This is a genomic window from Cytobacillus sp. Bva_UNVM-123, from assembly GCF_046351715.2.
Classification (GTDB): domain Bacteria; phylum Bacillota; class Bacilli; order Bacillales; family Cytobacillaceae; genus Cytobacillus.
In genome coordinates, this window is record NZ_CM177772.1 from 1,047,385 (window position 1) to 1,069,743 (window position 22,359).

The 22,359-nt window shown below is 38.9% G+C and carries 16 protein-coding genes, 1 CRISPR repeat array and 1 riboswitch; of the genes, 13 read left to right on the forward strand and 3 right to left on the reverse strand.

Annotated features, from left to right (window positions below; translation table 11 throughout):
- Nucleotide 1 precedes the first annotated feature (1 nt).
- The 4 genes from cas7c to cas2 are packed head-to-tail and all read left to right on the forward strand — an operon-like array spanning nt 2 to nt 2,836.
- Nucleotides 2–862, forward strand: coding sequence for a type I-C CRISPR-associated protein Cas7/Csd2 (cas7c, locus tag KDN24_RS05100; protein WP_409971267.1), 861 nt, complete (start codon nt 2–4; stop codon nt 860–862).
- Complete coding sequence (gene cas4 / locus KDN24_RS05105) at nt 852–1,511, forward strand: CRISPR-associated protein Cas4 (RefSeq protein WP_409971268.1); 660 nt, start codon at nt 852–854, stop codon at nt 1,509–1,511. The genes cas7c and cas4 overlap by 11 nt, the downstream gene beginning before the upstream one ends.
- Nucleotides 1,508–2,536, forward strand: a complete 1,029-nt coding sequence (cas1c, locus tag KDN24_RS05110) for a type I-C CRISPR-associated endonuclease Cas1c (protein WP_409971269.1) — start codon at nt 1,508–1,510, stop codon at nt 2,534–2,536. The genes cas4 and cas1c overlap by 4 nt, the downstream gene beginning before the upstream one ends.
- A gap of 9 nt (nt 2,537–2,545) precedes the next feature.
- Nucleotides 2,546–2,836 carry a CRISPR-associated endonuclease Cas2 gene (gene cas2, locus KDN24_RS05115; RefSeq protein WP_409971270.1) on the forward strand — a complete coding sequence of 97 codons (291 nt, stop codon included), beginning with the start codon at nt 2,546–2,548 and terminating at the stop codon, nt 2,834–2,836.
- Between the two features lie 167 nt (nt 2,837–3,003).
- A CRISPR array of direct repeats spans nt 3,004–8,033; the repeat unit is 32 nt; unit sequence GTCGCACTCTTCATGAGTGCGTGGATTGAAAT.
- Nucleotides 8,034–8,101: 68 nt separating this feature from the next.
- Here cas2 and KDN24_RS05120 read toward each other — a convergent pair.
- On the reverse strand, nt 8,102–9,349 hold the full coding sequence (locus KDN24_RS05120) for a helix-turn-helix domain-containing protein (protein ID WP_409971318.1): 1,248 nt from the start codon (nt 9,347–9,349) through the stop codon (nt 8,102–8,104).
- A gap of 126 nt (nt 9,350–9,475) precedes the next feature.
- Between KDN24_RS05120 and KDN24_RS05125 the strand changes: the two genes are divergently transcribed.
- Together KDN24_RS05125 and KDN24_RS05130 are read left to right on the forward strand one after the other, a co-directional pair.
- Nucleotides 9,476–10,780, forward strand: a complete 1,305-nt coding sequence (locus KDN24_RS05125) for an MFS transporter (protein ID WP_409971271.1) — start codon at nt 9,476–9,478, stop codon at nt 10,778–10,780.
- Nucleotides 10,781–10,865: 85 nt separating this feature from the next.
- A complete protein-coding gene (locus tag KDN24_RS05130) occupies nt 10,866–12,251 on the forward strand; it encodes a leucyl aminopeptidase family protein (protein ID WP_409971272.1) in 1,386 nt (461 codons plus the stop codon).
- A gap of 65 nt (nt 12,252–12,316) precedes the next feature.
- On the opposite strand, the gene KDN24_RS05135 is transcribed toward KDN24_RS05130, so the two are convergent.
- Nucleotides 12,317–12,556 carry a spore germination protein gene (locus KDN24_RS05135; protein WP_491348328.1) on the reverse strand — a complete coding sequence of 80 codons (240 nt, stop codon included), beginning with the start codon at nt 12,554–12,556 and terminating at the stop codon, nt 12,317–12,319.
- A 202-nt stretch (nt 12,557–12,758) separates the two neighbouring features.
- Here KDN24_RS05135 and cyoE point away from each other — a divergent pair, with 202 nt between their 5' ends.
- The 7 genes from cyoE to KDN24_RS05170 all read left to right on the forward strand — a co-directional run bounded on the left by cyoE (nt 12,759) and on the right by KDN24_RS05170 (nt 21,104).
- Nucleotides 12,759–13,688: a heme o synthase gene (cyoE, locus tag KDN24_RS05140; RefSeq protein ID WP_409971274.1), complete on the forward strand. Its 930-nt coding sequence runs from the start codon at nt 12,759–12,761 to the stop codon at nt 13,686–13,688.
- A 144-nt stretch (nt 13,689–13,832) separates the two neighbouring features.
- Nucleotides 13,833–14,014: riboswitch (Lysine riboswitch) on the forward strand.
- Nucleotides 14,015–14,242: 228 nt separating this feature from the next.
- Entirely contained in the window at nt 14,243–15,088 is an 846-nt protein-coding gene (locus KDN24_RS05145; protein WP_409971275.1) for a transporter substrate-binding domain-containing protein, read from the forward strand.
- A 222-nt stretch (nt 15,089–15,310) separates the two neighbouring features.
- Complete coding sequence (locus tag KDN24_RS05150) at nt 15,311–16,036, forward strand: amino acid ABC transporter permease (RefSeq protein WP_409971276.1); 726 nt, start codon at nt 15,311–15,313, stop codon at nt 16,034–16,036.
- Between the two features lie 359 nt (nt 16,037–16,395).
- Complete coding sequence (locus KDN24_RS05155; RefSeq protein WP_409971277.1) at nt 16,396–17,136, forward strand: amino acid ABC transporter ATP-binding protein; 741 nt, start codon at nt 16,396–16,398, stop codon at nt 17,134–17,136.
- Between the two features lie 140 nt (nt 17,137–17,276).
- Complete coding sequence (locus KDN24_RS05160) at nt 17,277–18,293, forward strand: hypothetical protein (RefSeq protein WP_409971278.1); 1,017 nt, start codon at nt 17,277–17,279, stop codon at nt 18,291–18,293.
- Nucleotides 18,294–18,524: 231 nt separating this feature from the next.
- The gene (locus tag KDN24_RS05165) at nt 18,525–19,304 is read left to right on the forward strand and encodes a gluconate 2-dehydrogenase subunit 3 family protein (protein ID WP_409971279.1); all 780 of its coding nucleotides are present in this window, start codon (nt 18,525–18,527) and stop codon (nt 19,302–19,304) included.
- Between the two features lie 87 nt (nt 19,305–19,391).
- Complete coding sequence (locus KDN24_RS05170; protein WP_409971280.1) at nt 19,392–21,104, forward strand: GMC family oxidoreductase; 1,713 nt, start codon at nt 19,392–19,394, stop codon at nt 21,102–21,104.
- Nucleotides 21,105–21,149: 45 nt separating this feature from the next.
- Here the strand turns inward: KDN24_RS05170 and KDN24_RS05175 are convergent, their stop codons facing one another.
- The gene (locus KDN24_RS05175) at nt 21,150–22,313 is read right to left on the reverse strand and encodes a pyridoxal phosphate-dependent aminotransferase (protein ID WP_409971281.1); all 1,164 of its coding nucleotides are present in this window, start codon (nt 22,311–22,313) and stop codon (nt 21,150–21,152) included.
- Nucleotides 22,314–22,359: the final 46 nt, after the last annotated feature.

Sequence of the window (22,359 nt, forward strand, 5' to 3'; positions counted from 1 at the left end):
AATGACGACTTTAGATCATAAAATTGATTTTGCAGTTGTATTTTCGGTAACAAAAGCAAATCCAAACGGAGACCCGCTGAACGGCAATCGTCCGCGACAAAATTATGACGGTCACGGTGAGGTTTCAGATGTAGCCTTAAAACGGAAAATCCGCAATCGTTTATTGGATATGGAAGAGTCCATTTTTGTTCAATCTAATGATAAAAAAGCGGATGGTTTTAATAGTTTAAAAGAAAGAGCGGATGCCAATGAGGAATTGGTGACTGCCCTAAAGTCAAAAAATAATGCTGCTGAATTATATGCGGACGCTGCTTGTAAAGCATGGTTCGATGTTCGTAGTTTTGGACAAGTATTTGCTTTTAAAGGTTCAGGTAATAAAGGGGTTTCGGTAGGAGTTAGAGGACCAGTTTCTATTCATACAGCAACAAGTATTGATCCAATTGATATTACAAGTATGCAGATTACAAAAAGTGTTAACTCGGAAACTAGTGAAAAGAAAGGCTCCGATACAATGGGGATGAAGCACCGCGTTGATTTTGGTGTTTACAAATTCTATGGCAGCATTAATACACAGCTAGCTGAAAAAACGGGCTTCTCGAATGAGGATGCTCTCAAGTTAAAAAATGCCCTTATTACTTTATTTGAGAATGACGCATCTTCATCACGACCAGATGGCAGCATGGAAGTGCTAAAAGTGTGCTGGTGGGACCATAATTCTAGACTTGGGCAATATTCTTCGGCCAAGGTGCACCGTTTACTAGAGGTTAACAGCCTTAAAGATGAACCGAAAGCTGTTGCTGATTATGAAATTATTGTCCATGAATTAGATGGATTAAAAGCAGAGATTATTAATGGTTTATAATGATGAAGAACAATATTTGATGCTATCCGGCATTCAGCATTTTCTATTTTGCAGACGTCAGTGGGCGCTGATTCATATAGAACAGCATTGGGAGGAAAATGTCCGAACAGTAGAAGGGAAGCATCTTCATGCAAAAACGGATCAGCCTTTTATCCGGGAAAAGCGTGGCGATAAGCTTGTTGTTCGAGCAATGCCGGTTAAGTCAAATGAATTGAAAATTTCCGGTGTATGTGACGTCGTGGAATTTATTCGTAACGAACAGGGAGTAGAACTGTCTGGTATGGAAGGGAAGTTTCTAGCTTACCCAGTAGAGTATAAGCGTGGAAAGCCCAAAACAGATGAATCGGATATTATGCAGTTAACCGCACAGGCACTCTGTTTAGAAGAAATGCTATTATGTGATGTGAACACAGGTTATATTTTTTATAATGAAATTAAGAATCGGGTTGAAGTTCCCTTGACTGCTGAACATAAAAGCAAAGTCAAAAAAATAGTTGTAGAAATGTATGATTATTATAAGAAAAGATACACGCCGAAAGTGAAAACGGGAAAGTTTTGCAAAAGCTGTTCCCTTCAACATATTTGTTTGCCCACTTTAATGAGTAAACGATCTGTTAAAAGCTATATTGAAGGGATGGTCGGCGGATGAAAAAACTTCTAAATACACTGTTTGTTACTCAGCCTGATTCTTATTTATCGTTGGATGGAGAAAATATTGTCATTTTACAAGACGAAGTAAAGAAACGGATACCGCTACATAATTTGGAGTCAATCGTTACTTTTGGATATACTGGTGCTAGCCCAGCACTCATGGGATACTGTGCCGATGAAAATATTCCAATTATCTTTTTAACTTCTAGCGGGCGTTTTCGCGCTAGAGTAGTTGGTAAGAGCAGAGGCAACGTAGTTTTACGGAAAACCCAATATCGTCTATCAGATAATGAGATAGAATCGGCCCGAATAGCCAGGAATTTCATTACAGGAAAAGTATTTAATCAAAAGTGGATGTTAGAACGAGTAACGAGAGACTATCCAATAAGGGTAGATACTGCCAAATTTAAAGAAGTATCCGCACAATTGTCAGACCTTATGAAGGAAATTAGAGTCTGCGACGATTTAGAAAGACTAAGGGGATTAGAAGGACAAGCAGCCATCAGCTATAACAAGGTATTTAATCAAATGATTTTACAGCAAAAGGAGGATTTCTATTTTCATTCTCGTTCACGCCGCCCCCCTCTGGATAATGTCAACGCAATGTTGTCTTTTGCATACACATTGCTTGCAAATGATACTGCGACAGCATTGGAAGGCGTTGGTCTCGATGCATACGTCGGATTTTTGCATCGAGAGCGTCCTGGTCGGATATCGTTGGCATTGGATGTAATGGAAGAATTACGTGGTATTTATGCGGATAAATTTGTTTTAACATTAATTAATAAGAAAATATTTAATAAGGATGATTTTGTAAAGAAGGAAAATGGTGCTATTTTGATGACAGATGAAGCAAGAAGGAAATTCCTGTCTGCATGGCAAAATAAGAAAACGGAAAAGATTACCCATCCATATTTAGGAGAAAAAATCCAATGGGGTTTAGTCCCACATGCCCAAAGTTTATTACTGGCGAGATATTTACGTGGTGATTTAGATGAGTATCCACCTTTTCTCTGGAAGTAGGTGTATCGTTTGTTAGTATTGATTACTTATGATGTAAGTACTGTTACGAGTTCTGGACAAAAGCGGCTTCGCAAAGTCGCTAAAATTTGCCAAAATTATGGACAAAGAGTGCAAAATTCAGTGTTTGAATGTATTGTAGATGCAACACAATTTACAACTTTAAAATTAGAATTGCTTTCAGTTATCGACGAATCAAAGGACAGCCTAAGATTTTATCAGCTGGGAAATAACTATAAAACGAAAGTAACACATATAGGGGCTAAAGAATCGGTAGATCTTGAAGGACCATTAATATTTTAGTGCGAATGCCAAGTGCACATAAATTCCCTAGGACATTCGCACCTGTAAAAACAGCAAGAAAGTAAGATAAACATACAATATAACTACTGTTCCTTGAATATATAAGGAAAATAGTGATTTTTTAATAGGAAAAGGTGTAATTTTTCTTTTTTTGTATAAAAATCGCTGTCGCACTCTTCATGAGTGCGTGGATTGAAATTGGCGGGAAGTCTTTAGATTGGATGCTACTGAACCGTCGCACTCTTCATGAGTGCGTGGATTGAAATAATTTGTTGAGCAAAGAAAGCGACTTCGTTACCTAGTCGCACTCTTCATGAGTGCGTGGATTGAAATCCGATTTTTATTGAGTTTTTGCTAAAACGAGTAAATGTCGCACTCTTCATGAGTGCGTGGATTGAAATAAAGTATTAAGTACGTCCCAGATAGACATCTAAAGTCGCACTCTTCATGAGTGCGTGGATTGAAATTTTTATATCGTAAAATATCCATACATTACATATCAGTCGCACTCTTCATGAGTGCGTGGATTGAAATTGAACGATCAAATACTCCTGCGATAAAAAGAATTTGTCGCACTCTTCATGAGTGCGTGGATTGAAATTTCGCCCTTCTCTCGGCTTAGTAAATCGGTATACCGTCGCACTCTTCATGAGTGCGTGGATTGAAATAATTTGAGACATTCCATTAAATTCCATTTAAATCACCGTCGCACTCTTCATGAGTGCGTGGATTGAAATTTTATGAGCAATAATAAAGCTGTTTGTTAACTTGTCGCACTCTTCATGAGTGCGTGGATTGAAATATTTGTACCCCTCCAAATCATTAGCACTCCTAATCCGTCGCACTCTTCATGAGTGCGTGGATTGAAATCAACCTTTATGTTGCTAAACTATAAAATTAATAATGTCGCACTCTTCATGAGTGCGTGGATTGAAATCTGTTTTTAACTCCACGATATCAATGAGCCTTCCAGTCGCACTCTTCATGAGTGCGTGGATTGAAATTCGTTGCTACAGGAGCTCGTATAGGCGAAATTTGCGTCGCACTCTTCATGAGTGCGTGGATTGAAATTGTTGTACCAGCTGCTTCATTGCGTGTAGTCTCGAGTCGCACTCTTCATGAGTGCGTGGATTGAAATATCAAGATAAAAACTCTGTCCACTGTCAATTACTTGTCGCACTCTTCATGAGTGCGTGGATTGAAATTCGCAATCTGTTACCAAAATTTTTTCTGAACTCGTCGCACTCTTCATGAGTGCGTGGATTGAAATGCCTAACCATTTACCCCACTCGCCGTGAGGAATCGTCGCACTCTTCATGAGTGCGTGGATTGAAATAACAACTTCGTAATTGAGTCCCTTTGTCCAGGTGTCGCACTCTTCATGAGTGCGTGGATTGAAATTCTAATGCAGCTTGCATTGAGTCTTGTAATAGACGTCGCACTCTTCATGAGTGCGTGGATTGAAATATGACATATCCTCCACTCTCTGTTTTCATCTCACGTCGCACTCTTCATGAGTGCGTGGATTGAAATTGTGGGATTTAGAGGGGCGCTGAGTGAGAAAATTGTCGCACTCTTCATGAGTGCGTGGATTGAAATTAATTATTAATCCTACAAATATAGATATACTTAAGTCGCACTCTTCATGAGTGCGTGGATTGAAATAATTTCTTGTTGCTTTAAATAAAATGTTGAATTTGTCGCACTCTTCATGAGTGCGTGGATTGAAATAACATCCGCACTTTGCTGTTCAGCTTCCAATTCGTCGCACTCTTCATGAGTGCGTGGATTGAAATATCAACATTGAGAAACGATTTTATAATGTACTTTGGTCGCACTCTTCATGAGTGCGTGGATTGAAATTAGTAAAATACAAACAGTTTAATAGTTTAAAAAGTCGCACTCTTCATGAGTGCGTGGATTGAAATAGCAATCACAGAATTCCCTTTACAATCCGTTAGAACGTCGCACTCTTCATGAGTGCGTGGATTGAAATAGCAAGGTATACATCACGCATTCCAGTCTCTTTATGTCGCACTCTTCATGAGTGCGTGGATTGAAATAATCGTAGGGTTTGTGATTCCTTGTACATTAGCTACAAGTCGCACTCTTCATGAGTGCGTGGATTGAAATTCTGCTTGGATACCAAAGGCTATCATATTACGAGTCGCACTCTTCATGAGTGCGTGGATTGAAATATAGATTTGCGAATAAGCCAGGATACATGCTCGTCGTCGCACTCTTCATGAGTGCGTGGATTGAAATTTGTTGTATGCCCTGGGCGATGGGTAGAATAGTGTCGCACTCTTCATGAGTGCGTGGATTGAAATACTTCCTACATCAGCGAGCTCTTTTAAACCATATGGTCGCACTCTTCATGAGTGCGTGGATTGAAATATCAGATGAATTGTCATGGTAGAAATTAAATCAGCGTCGCACTCTTCATGAGTGCGTGGATTGAAATTTTGTAACCACTACACCTGATCTCAATCCAATATAGTCGCACTCTTCATGAGTGCGTGGATTGAAATTTATGTCGGTTTAATTACCCAAACAAATATCGACGTCGCACTCTTCATGAGTGCGTGGATTGAAATACTTTTTTTATTAGCTTGACATGATATCCCATTTACGTCGCACTCTTCATGAGTGCGTGGATTGAAATAGAGGGTATTATCAAAGAAATAATTGCGTCTATTAAGTCGCACTCTTCATGAGTGCGTGGATTGAAATTTAACGGCGATTGTAAGACGTGTTTTTCTTTTAGTCGCACTCTTCATGAGTGCGTGGATTGAAATAAGATTGTGATTTTTATAGAATGATCGAAGAAAAAGTCGCACTCTTCATGAGTGCGTGGATTGAAATATTCAGAGCAAAAATGTTGGCGTTACCTACAAAGGGTCGCACTCTTCATGAGTGCGTGGATTGAAATACGCTAAACTAGAAGTCCAGGAAATTGAACTAGGTCGCACTCTTCATGAGTGCGTGGATTGAAATATTTTCAGTTTGTGTCCCTGCATCTCCAGTTAGAGTCGCACTCTTCATGAGTGCGTGGATTGAAATCTCTTCGTCATCTAAACCATTTGTAGTGTGAAACGGTCGCACTCTTCATGAGTGCGTGGATTGAAATCTAAAGTCATCAGCCCAACTTTGCAAATTAGCCTGTCGCACTCTTCATGAGTGCGTGGATTGAAATCATCCATATCTTTTACAGGTGAGCCAGGTCTCCACCGTCGCACTCTTCATGAGTGCGTGGATTGAAATAGATATTTGCGGCCAATGATTTTGAATAACTCCAGTCGCACTCTTCATGAGTGCGTGGATTGAAATATCTGTTGTTTGTTCGAGAGCAGCGCGATAGTAAGTCGCACTCTTCATGAGTGCGTGGATTGAAATGCAACAATTAATCAAGGTGACTTAGTAGCGGCAGGTCGCACTCTTCATGAGTGCGTGGATTGAAATGAGCTGGTCTTGAATTACGAGAAGTGTTGTCAAAGTCGCACTCTTCATGAGTGCGTGGATTGAAATGCCAATTGTGTTAGCTCCCAAAGCTAGATCTGTAAGTCGCACTCTTCATGAGTGCGTGGATTGAAATGATGGAACATCGCTTATATTTCTACGTCCAGCAACGTCGCACTCTTCATGAGTGCGTGGATTGAAATTAGTTTCTTCTGTAAGTACTTCGTACTCTTCAACGGTCGCACTCTTCATGAGTGCGTGGATTGAAATCCGTCGCTGTCCTCCACAGTAATGGTCGCTAACAGTCGCACTCTTCATGAGTGCGTGGATTGAAATCTGCTAACTCTATTAACTCGCTTGAATGTGGCAGCTCGTCGCACTCTTCATGAGTGCGTGGATTGAAATCTTGCTGGCGTGAAAAGTCTAGCAACTTATTGTAGTCGCACTCTTCATGAGTGCGTGGATTGAAATAATTTCCTATTTTTTCGATGCTTATAGGTTAAAGGTCGCACTCTTCATGAGTGCGTGGATTGAAATATTTAAAATACTATTGCTCACACTCGTAAGATTTTGTCGCACTCTTCATGAGTGCGTGGATTGAAATAACTCATGTAACAAAAAATACTAATAATTACATCACGTCGCACTCTTCATGAGTGCGTGGATTGAAATAAATTATGAGCTTTTTAATTAAAAAGTATACGATTGTCGCACTCTTCATGAGTGCGTGGATTGAAATATGACATCAAGAAACCACTCTATAAAGCCAATAGGTCGCACTCTTCATGAGTGCGTGGATTGAAATGATAAAAGAAACCAGGCTTTTTATATTTTTCATGTCGCACTCTTCATGAGTGCGTGGATTGAAATCCCGCACGAACTGATACTAAATGGTGGCATGAATACGTCGCACTCTTCATGAGTGCGTGGATTGAAATAATCATGCGTTGATTATCTACGTGCGTGGGAACTTGTCGCACTCTTCATGAGTGCGTGGATTGAAATTGAGAAAGTTGAACAAAAAAAGGCACAATACATTGTCGCACTCTTCATGAGTGCGTGGATTGAAATTTGGGAAATTTCGATTTGTCCAATTACCTCGGCGTCGCACTCTTCATGAGTGCGTGGATTGAAATGAAAATTGCTGCGCGTGAGTACGGGGATGCCTCGCGTCGCACTCTTCATGAGTGCGTGGATTGAAATATACTCGAACAATCCCATTGTGTCATATCGGTCAGCGAGTCGCACTCTTCATGAGTGCGTGGATTGAAATATAAATCTTATTCTAATGAAACCAAACTAACACTGTCGCACTCTTCATGAGTGCGTGGATTGAAATCAACGCTGTGCTGCTTCTGCAACAGTCATATTTGTCGCACTCTTCATGAGTGCGTGGATTGAAATCGTTCTTTAATGCCTGCGGATAAAGGCATAAAAAATGTCGCACTCTTCATGAGTGCGTGGATTGAAATGAGTGGTTTTATTCAGGAGCATATATTGCAACATGGTCGCACTCTTCATGAGTGTGTGGATTGAAATTTATATAAATGTTAATTGTACAACATTTATATGTCGTCGCACTCTTCATGAGTGCGTGGATTGAAATCAATGTTTTGAAACATACGATAAAATGATTTTGGTCGCACTCTTCATGAGTGCGTGGATTGAAATTTCTTCCACATTCGCTTGATCAACTGCGAAGAAATGTCGCACTCTTCATGAGTGCATGGATTGAACAAATGGCGGGAAATCCGAGGCGGGGCGCTGCGATTAGGGTACAAAAATAAAGCAGGTAGAGAAAGGCATTTATTCCTCTACCTGCTTCGTTTCATTTCTATTTGCTTTAATACTCTCAAAAGTTTTTGTCACAAAATCTTTGATGTGTGTTTGCGGAAAGGGTGCCAAATTTTCTACAGCCTTTTTTGCAAACTCATATGCTTTATTCCAATTGTTCAATTCATCATAACAAAGTGCCTTGTATGAGTCCATTACATAAAAGAGCGATAGATCGAATGGATGATGTAAACTTGTTGGGATGTTAATCTTTTCAAGCCATTCGAGTGCTTCTTCAAAAAGCTTAAGACCATACAATGCCTTCCCTTTTTCAAGATAGAAATGAGGTTTGTAACTATCAGTCACTTTTGAATCGGCTAAAAACTGCTCAATGGTTTTGAGCGCTTTTTTGTAATCTTGCTCATCAGCAATCAAGTTCTCTATTTCCATAAGGTGATAAAATAAAAAAGAATGAGTGTCATCAGCAAATTCTCCATATTGCTTTAACTTTTTTAAATAGTACTTATTTTTAACTTTATCCTTTTCCATCATTGCATGGGCAGCAGCAATTCGATAGAGATCATCAATTAAATAAAAAATTCGATGCTTCTTTGAAAAATCGATGGCATTTTCCATTACACGAGTTGCAGAATTTGTATCGCCGACAGCAAAATGAAAGATCGCTTCATGATAATCTAGATCAAGCTTTGTCATTGGGTCAATATATGCTTCATTCGCCTCAATTTTAGCACGTTCACTTAAGAAGATTTGGAGGGATTGTTCATAGTCATGCTCGATAAATTTCTCATGTGTACGAAAGATCCCAATTTTAGCGCGTTTTGATGTTATATTCAGCTGCTCGTAAAGGTTTGCCGCTTTATTCGCAAAATCTCGCCAATTTTCATTTTTTTCCTCATAAAGACAACGAAAGTAAATGTCTAATAATCGTGCTGATTCATACCCTCCTGTTAAGTTTGCAAGATACGGATCAATCAGTTTGATTATTTGCTTCGTATTCGTTTTTTTCATATCAGTCTCTGAATTGTATAATTTTTCAGCTTCCTCCAGAATATCTCTTAATTCCTGTGAGCTAACATCCTCTAATAACTCAGACATTTCTACATCTAGTTGCTGGGCAATATAAGCTAGACTGTCCATTGAAGGCTTGGCCTTGTTATTTTCAATTAGGCTGAGCATGCCTTTTGTCAGTTCTTTTCCTGCAAGAGCTTCTAGTGTCATTTTTTTCTGTTTTCTTAATTTTCGTATTCGTTCACCTAGCATTTCCAATAGACACGCTCCTAGTTTTTATGGTTAGTTTAATTATATTAAACTTTTTCTTGAAATGGAAGTGCTTAACATGCTATGATTTGTTTAATTAAATTAAACTTTCCTAAAGGGTGTGTTGAAGTGGAAGAGGCATTGAAGCTAAAAAGGGCGACCTATCATTTATGGACGTTTACAATTAGTAAACTAATTTCATCTTTTGGTGCGCAAGTGTATTCGTTTGCGATTAGTTTTTATATTTTACAAATGACAGGCTCTGCAACGAATTTTGCAGCAAACCTTATTTGTGGAATTTTGCCGCGGGCGCTTGCTGCTCCGTTTGCTGGATATGTTGCAGATAATTATTCAAGGAAGAAAATCGTCATTTTTGCTCAAGTCGGAACAACCATTGCCATTGGTGGACTTCTGATTGTAAGTCTTAATTATGGTTTATCACTGATAGCCATTTATACGACAACATGTGTTTTATCGCTAACATCAACCTTTTCTGGGGTAGCGTTTACATCGTCCATTAGTGGACTTGTAGATAAAGAGAGAATCCAGAAAGCAATGTCATTGAATCAAATGTCGATTTCCTTTGCTTCAATCGGGAGTCCTGCAGTTGGGGGCTTATTATATGGAACAGTATCCATGCCAGTATTCCTGATTATTTACATGTTTGCATCAAGTATTGCGATTATTCTTGAATCAACGATGAATTTTAATCTCTTTGCCAATCGGAAAGAGAAGGTTGAAGGAGAACAAAAAGAATCAATGTGGCAAAGCATGAAAGCGGGACTGAATTATTTGAAATTTCAGCAAGTATTGATGGCAATTATTTGGATTGCCTTACTAATAAATTTCTTGTTCGGTGCCTATCAAGTAGGTTATTCGTTCATCCTCATTGAGAAAATGAAAATGGATCCTACTCATTTCGGAATCACTGAAGGTGCCTTCGCAATAGGAATGTTATTATTATCAATTTATTTCTCCACACGAAAAGAAGTTAAATATCCTTTACTCGTTTCGAAGCGAGGAATTATTGGAATGGGAATTTTTATGGGGGCGATTGGTTTTCCTCTATGGATTGCGCTGCCTTATAGCTTTATGTTTGCTTATTATGTAATCATAATGTTTGGTTTCGGCGGTTTGATGATGATTGTAAATACCCCCATTCAAGTCATGTTGCAGAAGCGAATTGATGATGATTATAAAGGTCGGGTTTTTTCTATTCTGGAAACGATGTCTATTGCGCTTATGCCATTGGGAATGGTGATTTACGGATTCCTCTATGATGTTTTTCCAGCCCAGTTCATTTTGTTATTGTCGGCAAGCCTCCTTATTATTGTCGTGCTTATTCTTGCGAGACCATCTGTCCTAAGAAATGCACATCCTGAGCTTTCAAAGGATAAACATGTCAAGGAAGAAGCCGCGAGAAGTTTTTTGTGAGGAAGTAAATAGAAGGTTAGAGGAATAATTATTTCGGATGTCGAAATAAGAGGTGGAAAGTATTTAATAGGGGAGGGGATGGATTATGTCAATTCAAGCGACGATCTTATTTGCCAGTGATTCACATATTCAAGCGAATCCATCAATCAAGCAATTTGTTGAAAATGGTACGGCGGATTTTACATCTTTGTTTCTTGGGGAAAAATTATTAGTTGTTTTGAAAGAAATGAAGGAAGATAAGCAAACTTATGAAAAAATTCGCATGGTGGCAGGTACGGTTGCGCGTGAGCTAAGCGGACGGAAAGTGGACATAGCTATCATTCAAGCTGAAGGATTGAAGGCAGCCTTTCCAAAACTGCACAATGGTGGAATCGTAACGGCTTTTGTAGAGGGTTGGCATTTAGGTGCCTATAAGTTTCTCACGTATAAATCAAAGAAATCTGCTTTTCGGACGGAATTGCAAGTTCTTGGAGAAGGGGATGTAAAGCCATTCATTAAAATGGGGAAAATTCGTGCGGAAGCGACTGCTTTTTCGCGCGATTTAATGAATGAAGTGCCAAATGTATTAAATCCAGAAACATTTCCAACTGTTTTACAAGAAGAATTTGCTCATACAAATGTTAAAGTCCATGTGTTTTCTAAAGAAAAGCTTGAAGAAATGGAGATGAACGGGGTATTGACTGTCGGACGTGGCAGTAAATATAAGCCTTCGTTTGTTGAACTTATCTATAGTGGAGACAGCTCAAAGCCGCTTGTGGCACTTGTTGGAAAGGGCGTTACATTCGATACAGGTGGAATTAGCTTAAAAAGCGGGATGGATTTAAGTACCATGCGTATGGATATGGGGGGAGCAGCTGCAGTTGCTGGCGCGATGAAGCTATTAGCAGCAGCACAGGCGAAGGTAAATGTTATCGCATTAATTCCAATTGTAGAAAATTCCCCTGATAATACGTCCGTACTTCCAAGTGAAATTATCCGTTATAAAAACGGGCATACGGTACAAGTAGGAAACACAGATGCAGAAGGGCGTCTTATTTTGGCTGATGCATTAATTCGCGCAGGGGATTTGAAAGCGCAGTATGTTGTTGATATTGCAACTTTGACAGGAGCGATCGTGAATGCCCTTGGTTCGAAAATAGCGGGTGTGTTTGGAGATGAGCAGCTATCATCCGAAATGAAGCGAATTGGCAAAGAAAACGGAGATTTTATTTGGCCAATGCCATTAGTCGATGAATATGAAACATATTTAAATAGTGATTATGCCGACTTTAACAATATTAGTTCTAGAGGTGAAGCAGGGTCTATTACAGCTGGATTATTCCTTCGTCGCTTTGTACCAAAATCATGTAGATGGCTGCATGTCGATATGGCTGGAGTCATGCAAAGTCCTGAGACGGGCTATTATCCAAAATCAGCAACAGGCTTTGGTGCTAGATTGCTAGCTGATTTTACCGTTCACATATCAAAGTAATATATCTGAAATAGAGAAGCCAATATGAGCTTTCCAAATCTCATATTGGCTTCTTCATTTTGTTATTATGATAGTATGCTCTCCTTGTCAAATCCATTATTAATCTTTTGGTCCACACCATCAGGGTCAACAAAATTTGTACATGAAAATCCTGTTGACGTGACGATGCAAGCCCCAAAATTTCTTGAGCCCCCTCCAGATGGTTCTTTTATAGCTGATTTTGGAGAAATGGATAAAGAATTACCAAAATTAACGACTCCGCCGGAAACTTGCTGGATTTGTATTTCTTTAAAATTTGAGGTCATCGTACACATACACCCTTTTCTAATAAATATCTTTCATTCATTAATATATTCTTCATGTATGTTTTTGAAACTTGCTTCCTTTTAAGTGACAAAAGAAGAGTTTAATAATAAATTATGTTAATATTATATAGAGTGTGGAAAATGACTAAATGGTTTTTAGATAAATGAATTTTCCCGACCACTTTTTTGGGGGAGATATTTGATGAACAAAGAAGGAATGGTTTCATCACATAATGCTGGCAAAGCTGTAAGTGTAAGCGAGCATAGTATGCCAAGCTTAGTTACAGATTTGAAGTCATTATTAAAACTAAATGTTTTAATTGCAAATGTACTGCCTGTTTTTACTGGCTTTTGGTTGGCTCTTTATTTTACTGGTGTATCTTTTAGTGCACACTGGGCTCTTTTTTTTCTGACGATGCTAGGAAGTACGTTTGTTATGGCAGGGGCACTAGTTATTAACAATTGGTATGATGTTGATATTGACACAATTATGGATAGGACGAAAAACCGTCCAACTGTAACAGGTCATATATCTTTGAGGACGGTATTAATATTAGGGTTTTCTTTATCAATCCTTGGGTTTATTTTCCTTTTTTTTACGACGATTGAAGCAACTGTATACGCTTTCATAGGTTGGTTCACATATGTTGTGCTATATACGATGTGGTCAAAACGCAAGTATACACTTAACACGGTCATTGGTAGTGTTTCAGGCGCAGTTTCACCTTTAATTGGATGGACCGCGATTACCAGTGGTTTTCAATTAGTGCCAATCGTGCTATTTATGATTTTATTTATTTTTCAAATGCCCCATACGTTTGCAATTGCCATTAGAAAGCATGATGAATACAAGGCTGCAGGTGTAGCGATGCTTCCTGTCGTCTATGGTTTTGAGATGACAAAACGGCAAATTTTAGTATATGTCGCTTGTTTGCTTCCGTTGCCATTTTTCATAGGAGTACTCGGTACAACTTTTCTTGTCATTGCCACTTTGTTAAATGTAGGTTGGATTGTTCTAAGTATAAATGGATTTTTTGCAAAAGATGATGAAAAATGGGCAAGGTGGATGTTTCTTTATTCTGTAAATTATATTGCCATATTATTTATATTGATGGTGCTCGTGACTTTTTAATTAAATAAGTTTCCTTGCTTTAAGCTTATTGTTGTCAGGATGTTTCATTTTATTTGATTGTCCTTCTTCATGTTTGTGAGGTTGACAGATATTTTTTGTTGTTGTAGACTACATGTAACAATTTAATAAGACCTCACTTTTTACTAGTGAGGTAGAGGCGCGGTATTTAACAGTCTTTCGTGGAGCTTGAGAAGCTTTGATACGTTAGAGAAGGAAATATCGCCGAAGCTTGTAATATTCTCAGTATTGCTTGCTGGGTCTGCAGTGAATAATTGCAGGACTGTCTCAATAAACTTCCCGGTTTATTGAGTTGTGCTATCTCATGGAGGGAAAGTTGAGGACTTCTGGGCATCTATATATTTCGAGACCTGAGTTTACCTCAGGTCTCTTTTTATTTTGTAAATTGCCGGAATATAATATTAATTTCGTGCATGTTTGCCCTGATTTTCTAAGCTTGCTTAGGTCCATCATTCTACTTATATGACAAGTGGTTGTCATACCTTATTGAGTGGAAAAATATATTTAATTAACATATTTAAAGGGGAGAATTCGTAATGAGACAAAAACTATCAATTTTATTAACATTATCATTATCTATGATTCTGCTATTAGCTGGATGTGGTACAAGCAAATCAGAAAAAACATCAGGAAGCGGAGAGACAGAGAAAGATACTTTTAAGGTTGGAATGGAAGCTGGATATGCACCTTTTAACTGGACCCAAATGAATGATTCAAATGGCGGAGTGAAAATTGATGGCAATGCTGAATATGCCGGCGGTTATGATGTAGAGATAGCAAAGAAAATTGCTGAAGGATTAGGAAAAGAATTAGTGATCGTGAAAACGGAATGGGACGGCCTTGTACCTGCATTAACTTCAGGGAAAATTGATGCCATTATTGCAGGGATGTCACCAACAGATGAGCGTAAACAAACAATTGATTTCTCAGAGAACTATTACACTTCTCATTTTGTTATGGTTGTAAAAAAAGGTGGACCTTATGAAGGTGCAACCTCTATCCAAGACTTCAATGGTGCAAAAGTAACCGGACAGTTAAATACCTCTCACTATGCAGTTATCGATCAAATAGAAGGTGTAAAGAAACAGCCTGCTATGGATAATTTCCCTGCCATGCGTGTAGCACTTGAATCAGGAATGATTGATGGATATGTGTCAGAGCGTCCTGAAGGAATTAGTGCATCTTCAGCTAATCAAAATTTTACCATGATTGAATTTGCTGATGGCTTTAAAGCAGATGAGGCAGATACAGCAGTTGCTGTTGGACTTATTAAAGGCAGTGAATTAACGGAGAAAATTAATGAAATCTTATCAGGTATCTCTGAAGAAGAGCGTCAAACCATCATGGACACTGCAATAAAAAATCAACCAGCAGCAGAATAATGATGAGATTGATACCGGCTGCATCTAATGGCAGTCGGTTTTTAGATTTAAATCAGAGTCCGAGGCGCTTCAGCATTTCTATTTGTCTAGCTTCAGCGCCTAGCCCCTCGAGGTCATAAGCCAATCCGTTAAGAAGGTTAAAGAACAACCTTCATAGCGGCTTGTCTTATGCTTGTCGGGGCTGCCCAAGGCGCTTCAGCATTTCTATTTAGGGGGGAAAGTATGAGTTTAGAGTATATTTTAACGATGGTTGCAAACAATTGGCCGATGTTCCTTCGGGGAGCAGGGATGACACTTTTTGTCGCGATTATAGGAACAATTATTGGAGCCATTATCGGCTTATTGGCTGGAGTGATTCGTACGATTCCCGTGCCAGAACGAAGAGTAAAACGAATATTTTTAAAAGTGGTTAATGCTATTTTATCTATTTATATCGAATTTTTCCGAGGAACACCGATGATTGTGCAAGCAATGGTTATTTATTATGGCTCTGCCTTAGCTTTTGGCATTGATATGGATCGTACGTTTGCAGCAATCGTGATTGTCTCCATTAATACTGGAGCATACATGGCAGAAATCGTTCGCGGTGGTGTTATTTCGATTGATAAGGGTCAATTTGAAGCGGCTCAAGCCATTGGAATGAATCACGTTCAAACGATGCTGAATGTCGTATTGCCGCAAGTTATCCGCAATATATTACCTGCGACAGGAAATCAGTTTATTATTAATATAAAGGATACATCTGTGCTGAATGTTATTGGTGTAACGGAATTATATTTCCAAACAAAGACCGTTGCAGGCATTAGCTTTAAATATTTTGAACCATTCTTTGTTGCGTGTATTTTGTACTTCGTGATGACATTTAGTGTGACATTAATTTTACGTTATTTTGAAAGAAAATTAGATGGACCAGAAAATTATAGCATGAAAGAACAAAAGTCTCTTTAACTTTGCAATGGATTTTTAGTGAAGGCTGTTTTCGTAAAGTTTGTTGGTTTTTAGTGCAATTTTTGTTTAATTATCTGAGTTGTTTGGAGCGGAGGGTACTTGACTCCTCGAAAATGCATTCGCATTTCCTTCGTGCGATGTTCATTCAAGGATGTTTATTCAATGTCCTTCGGGAATGGAGGGAAGCGTGAGACCCCACAGGCGCAAGCGCCGAGGAGGCTCACGTCCCTCCCCGCGGAAAGCAAGCGCCCGTAGCGGAAATCAACGGGCAAAATTTAAATGCAAAAACAACAATATATGCGAAAAGAACATTAGTCAAAAGTGCAAAGGTAAGTATGATTAGCAGAAGGAGGAGCACATTGGAAAAAGTAATCGATATTCAGCATTTAAGCAAATCCTTTGGAACGCATGAAGTATTAAAAGATATAGATTTTTCAGTAAATAAAGGCGAGGTTGTATGCATTATCGGCTCATCAGGATCTGGTAAATCTACTCTTCTTCGTTGTATAAATCTATTAGAAAAACCAAGTGGCGGTCAAATTATTTATCATGGCGAAAACATTTTGGATGATAAGCATGATATTTATGAGTATCGAACAAAGCTAGGAATGGTATTTCAACAGTTTAATTTATTTAATAATCATGATGTTTTGAGCAATTGTATTGTTGGACAAATAAAAGTATTAAAGCGTTCGAAACAAGAGGCTGAAAAGGTAGCGATGAAATATTTGAAGATTGTCGGAATGGAGAAATATGTGAATGCAAAGCCGAAGCAATTATCAGGCGGTCAAAAACAACGAGTTGCTATCGCTCGCGCCCTTTCGATGGAACCAGATGTTATGTTGTTTGATGAGCCAACCTCAGCTCTTGATCCCGAAATGGTAGGAGAAGTGCTCAAGGTCATGGCAGAGCTGGCTGAAAGTGGGTTAACGATGTTAATTGTAACGCACGAAATGGGCTTTGCAAAGGAAGTATCTGATCGGGTTGTCTTTATGGATAAAGGGGTTATTGCTGAAGAAGGGACACCTGAACAAATATTTAATCATCCAACACAGGAACGAACGAGGGAATTTTTGAAGCGAACATTAACACATCACTAATGAATGAAGAGTCAGTTTTCTTCAGTATTCTTTACTGGAGGAGACTGACTTTCTTTATGATTAAGCTGGCTGAAAAGGGTATTTTATGTTCAGTATTGAATAAATACCTATATTAACGTTGGAAGGTGGGAGAAGGAATAATGACATTAAAGTTTCAGAAGAGGGAAGAATGGTTTAAGTTTAGCGATAATCAGGGAAACTTGATTAAACGTAAAACGGAGATTCGAATTTGCCCAGTGACAGGGGAGACGTCGCGAATTGTGTTTGATGGGGGTCTGGCTCCCAAAGCACCAGATTATACGAAGATAGCGGAGGAAACAGGTGGGGCTAAGTGTCCGTTTTGTCCAGAAAATGTCTTAAAAATGACACCTCATTTTCCAAAAGAAATTGCTGAGAAAGGCAGGATTTTTAAAGGGGAAGCGACTGTTTTTCCGAATCTTTTCCCATATAGTAAGCATAATGGCGTTGTCATTTTTTCGGGCAAACATTATATTCGTTTAGAGGAATTTACAGTAGAGTTGTTAAAAGACGCTTTTTTAGCAGCACAAGACTATATTCAAAAGATCATAGAGACTGACCCAGAATTTCGCTACGCATCAATCAATTGGAATTATCTCCCTTATTCAGGTGGGAGCATCCTTCATCCTCATATTCAGGTTATTGCGTCGGACGCTGCAACAAACTATCAGAAGCTTATTGAGGAAAAGCAAAAGGCTTATGAAGGAGACTTGTTATTAGCCCTATATGATGCGGAAAAAACGATAGGAGAAAGATGGATTGGTGAAAGAGGAAATGTCGCTTGGATGCATGCATATGCACCAAAGGGTCAAAACGATTTCATGGCCATTTTTCCTCAAAAATACTCCATCTCTAGTATTGAAGAGCAAGATTGGGAGAACTTTGCGGAAGGGCTGTTAGGGGTTTTCTCTTCATTAATAGAGCAAGGATTTGCAAGCTTTAATATGGCACTAAATGTATCAGTAGATGAGGAATCGAAGCAGTCTATTCATGCCCGCCTCATCCCGCGTTTTACGTTCGGAATGCTTGATACGAGTGATATTAACTTTTTCCAATCTCTTCATCAAGAGCCCCTTACGTACAAAGCACCGGAAGATATTGCACTAAAAGCACGAATGCATTTTAATAAAAATAACTAATAGTGAAATCAAAAAGAAAGGTTTAAGGATGAGGAGCATTCCAAATTCTTAAACTTTTTTAGTTAACAGGGAAATCTAAGTGTATAGAAAAGAGCTTATTCCTCAAATGGAAGAATAGGCTCTTTTTTTACTATGGACAATATCCGTTGAGGCTTTTAATATTGGTATATTTTTATAATGACTGGAAAAGAATAACTTTAAAGTATTTATTACGAAAGTGGTGATTGAGAAATGAGTGAGCAAAACTCAAAAGATCAAATGTCCCGTCGAGACTTTATTCGTAAAGGAAGCTATGTAGCAGGAGGAGCAATCGGTGGTGGAATATTAGGAGGATTAATTACACAGCAATTTATAAAACCGAATACAGGGACAAAAATAGGTGGAAATGTAGGGAATGGCCAAGTAGAACGCTATTCTCAAGCGTTAATGTATTTCTCCAATCCCGAGGACTTTAAAGTTCTATCACAAGCAACTGAACGAATTTTTCCAGCCGATGATCTCGGTCCTGGGGCTATTGATTTAGATGTTCCTTATTATATTGACCATCAATTAGCAGGGACATGGGGCAATAATGCAAGGGATTACATGATGGGTCCTTTTTATAAAGGGTTAGATACACAAGGCTTTCAGTCCCATTTAAGACGAAATGAAATTTTTAGCCAAGGAATTGCAAAAATTCAAAGCTATAGTCAAGAGAAGTACAAGAAAAAGTTTACAGAGCTGACTGATCAAGAGCAGGATGAAGTTTTAACTGCTTTTGATACAGGAAAAGTGGACATGCAAGGGATAACCTCAAATGATTTCTTTAAATTGCTGAGGATGTCCGTTCTAGAAGGTGCTTATGCAGACCCATTATATGGTGGCAATCTCGATATGGGGGGCTGGAAAATGAAGGAGTATCCAGGAAATCAAATGACTTATTTGGATAAAATCGAGGCGAAGGATTTTCTTGTCATTGAACCAAGCAGTCTTCATTCTCATATGCCATCTCAAAGTAAACAGCAGCCATAAAAATACCGTAGTGATAAAAGTAAAAGTTAAGAAATCAATTTAGTTAAGGGTTAATACACCATTCTTTAGTAAGAGAGGAAGGTTAATTTGGCAAAAACATTACCAAAAACGGATGTCGTAACAGTTGGTGTTGGTTGGGCTGGGGGGATTATTGCAGCCGAATGTACGAAGAGCGGATTAAAAGTTGTTGGTCTTGAGCGAGGAGGAAACCGAAATACGCAAAATTTCGCCATGATTCATGATGAACTAAGATATGCAATCCGCTATGATTTAATGCAGGATGTTTCGAAGGAGACGATTACGTTTCGGAATAAACTCGATCAAAGAGCATTGCCAATGAGGCAATTAGGTTCATTTCTATTAGGTCAAGGTGTTGGCGGGGCAGGCGTTCACTGGAATGGACATACTTTCCGCTTTCTCCCATATGATTTTGAGATTAAAACTAAAACAATTGAACGCTATGGCAAATCAAAAATAAAAGATGATTACTTAATCCAAGATTGGGGAATTACCTATGATGAGCTAGAGCCATACTACGATAAATTTGAAAAAACATGTGGAATCTCAGGTGAACCAAATCCGCTAGGGGGAAAACGCAGCAATGATTACCCAACTCCCCCATTGAAAAGTACAGTGATGACGAATAAATTTAGAGATGCAGCAACAAAGCTAGGATTACATCCATTTGCCATGCCAGCTGGTAACGTATCCGAGGCATATACGAATCCAGATGGAGAGAAGCTTAATGCCTGCCAATATTGTGCTTTCTGTGAACGCTTTGGCTGTGAATATGGGGCTAAATCAGATCCGACTGTGACCGTTATTCCAACTGCTACGAAAACAGGAAATTTTGAGCTGAAAACTCATGCAAATGTTATTGAAATCTTGCATAGTGGAGGGAAAGCGACAGGTGTAAGATATATTGATACAATGTCTGGAGAGGAAATGATCCAGCCAGCAGATGTTGTTGTCTTATCAAGTTATGTATTGAATAATGCCAAGCTTTTGCTTGTTTCGAAGCTTGGAAAGCCATATGATCCAAAAACAGGAAAAGGAGTTATTGGCAAAAATTATTGCTACCAGCTCAATCCAGGTACTACTGGATTTTTTGAAAAGGAAAGATTTAATTCCTATATGGGTGCTGGTTCACTTGGTACAGTAGTAGATGATTTTAACGGTGACAACTTCGATCATAGTGATCTTGATTTTATTCACGGAGGATCCTATGTCGTTACTCAATCTGGGGCTCGTCCAATTGGCACAAATCCTGTCCCCTCCGGAACACCGCTATGGGGGAAGGAGTTTAAACAGAATTCTATTAAATATTTTACTCGGACAATTGATTCTTGGTTTGAAGGAGCTTCTATGCCACATAGAAACAATTATTTCGATTTGGATCCAACATTCAAAGATGCCTACGGTGTTCCATTGCTAAGAATGACCTATAATTTTACTGAGCAAGATCGGAAATTAAATGACTACTTAAACGAGCAAAGCGATAAAGTAATGAAGGAAATGGGTGCTGATATTATCGAGAATTATGGTAAGCTTGCCGATTATAATATTGTACCATACCAAACCACCCATAATGTCGGTGGTGTTATAATGGGAACTGATCCAACAATATCAGCAGTTAATACGTATTCACAAATGTGGGATGCAGATAATGTCTTTGTTGTCGGAGCGTCCTCGTTTCCACATAATAGCGGCTACAATCCAACAGGGACTCTTGGGGCATTAGCGTACCGGGCAGCAGAGGGAATTATCAAATTCAGTAAAAGCGGCGGGAAGCTTGCTTAAAATGAGAAAGCTTCTTATAGGCTATGACCTATGAGAAGCTTTCTTCTAAAATAACTTAAGCTCTCCGATTCGCTTTACAGCTTCAACAATTCTTCCTTCATCCACTAACAAGCCTACACGGATATATCCTTCTCCATAATCGCCAAATCCTTTACCTGCAGCTACTACTACGTTCGCTTTTTCAAGTAAGTAATCAGAGAATGTCTCACTTGTAAAACCGGATGGAATTGGGAGCCATGCGAAAAAAGAACCTTTCGGAGCTTCAACCTTCCAGCCAATTTTTTGGCATTCCTCTATTAGCACATTTCGTCGACTTTCATATCGGGAAACAAGCTCTTCGACACATTGCTGGTTAGCAGTTAACGCAACAGCTGCTGCTTTTTGAACGGCGGGAAAGAGGCTGCAATACATATGATCTTGAATAAGGTTGAGCGCTTCAATTATTTTTGGATTTCCTACGGCAAATCCAACTCGCCATCCAGCCATATTATATGTCTTCGATAACGTATACATTTCGATTCCTACTTCTTTTGCCCCTTCAACTTCGAGAAAACTGACAGGTTTTTTGCCATCAAATCCGATCGCTCCATAGGCAAAATCATGTAATACGACAATTTGATTCTCTTTTGCAAAAGCGACTGTATCTTCAAAAAAAGCAAGATCAGCAGTAGCACCTGTCGGGTTGTTCGGATAGTTAAGATACATCAGCTTTGCTGCTTCTCTTTGCTCAGTTGGAATCGCTTCATAGTCTGGTAAAAAATGATTTTCTGCTTTTAATGGGAAGGTTTCATACTGAACATTTGCTAATACAACACCTGATAAATAATCAGGATAGCCTGGATCGGGCAGCAGCATTAACTCGCCTTCATTTAACAAACACATTGGCAGCTCAACAAGCCCAGTTTTCGTTCCAAATAAAACGGCAACTTCAGTGGCGGGATCAATCTGAACATCATATTGTTTTTGATAAAATGCAGCTGCTGCTTCTTTTAATTCTCTAATCCCGCGAAATGGGGAATATTTATGTGTTTTCGGATCTTCGGCAGCCGTTTGTAATGCTTTAACGATATGGGGAGGTGTGGGCTGATCAGGGTTACCTTGCCCCAAATTAATAATGTCACGTCCCTCTTCGATAGCTTTGCTAACTTTCTCAACAAGAGTTGCAAAAAATTGAACGGGAAGTTTTTTTAAACGCTCTGAATATTCCATGATAAACCCCTTTCCTAAAGGCTCTGTTATACGTTAATGTTGATCT

Coding starts and splice junctions, on each gene's coding strand:
- cas7c (WP_409971267.1), top strand. CDS start 2: ATGACGACTTTAGATCATAAAATTGATTTTGCAGTTGTATTTTCGGTA.
- cas4 (WP_409971268.1), top strand. CDS start 852: ATGGTTTATAATGATGAAGAACAATATTTGATGCTATCCGGCATTCAG.
- cas1c (WP_409971269.1), top strand. CDS start 1,508: ATGAAAAAACTTCTAAATACACTGTTTGTTACTCAGCCTGATTCTTAT.
- KDN24_RS05120 (WP_409971318.1), bottom strand. CDS start 9,349: ATGCTAGGTGAACGAATACGAAAATTAAGAAAACAGAAAAAAATGACA.
- KDN24_RS05130 (WP_409971272.1), top strand. CDS start 10,866: ATGTCAATTCAAGCGACGATCTTATTTGCCAGTGATTCACATATTCAA.
- KDN24_RS05135 (WP_491348328.1), bottom strand. CDS start 12,556: ATGACCTCAAATTTTAAAGAAATACAAATCCAGCAAGTTTCCGGCGGA.
- cyoE (WP_409971274.1), top strand. CDS start 12,759: ATGAACAAAGAAGGAATGGTTTCATCACATAATGCTGGCAAAGCTGTA.
- KDN24_RS05145 (WP_409971275.1), top strand. CDS start 14,243: ATGAGACAAAAACTATCAATTTTATTAACATTATCATTATCTATGATT.
- KDN24_RS05150 (WP_409971276.1), top strand. CDS start 15,311: ATGAGTTTAGAGTATATTTTAACGATGGTTGCAAACAATTGGCCGATG.
- KDN24_RS05160 (WP_409971278.1), top strand. CDS start 17,277: ATGACATTAAAGTTTCAGAAGAGGGAAGAATGGTTTAAGTTTAGCGAT.
- KDN24_RS05165 (WP_409971279.1), top strand. CDS start 18,525: ATGAGTGAGCAAAACTCAAAAGATCAAATGTCCCGTCGAGACTTTATT.
- KDN24_RS05175 (WP_409971281.1), bottom strand. CDS start 22,313: ATGGAATATTCAGAGCGTTTAAAAAAACTTCCCGTTCAATTTTTTGCA.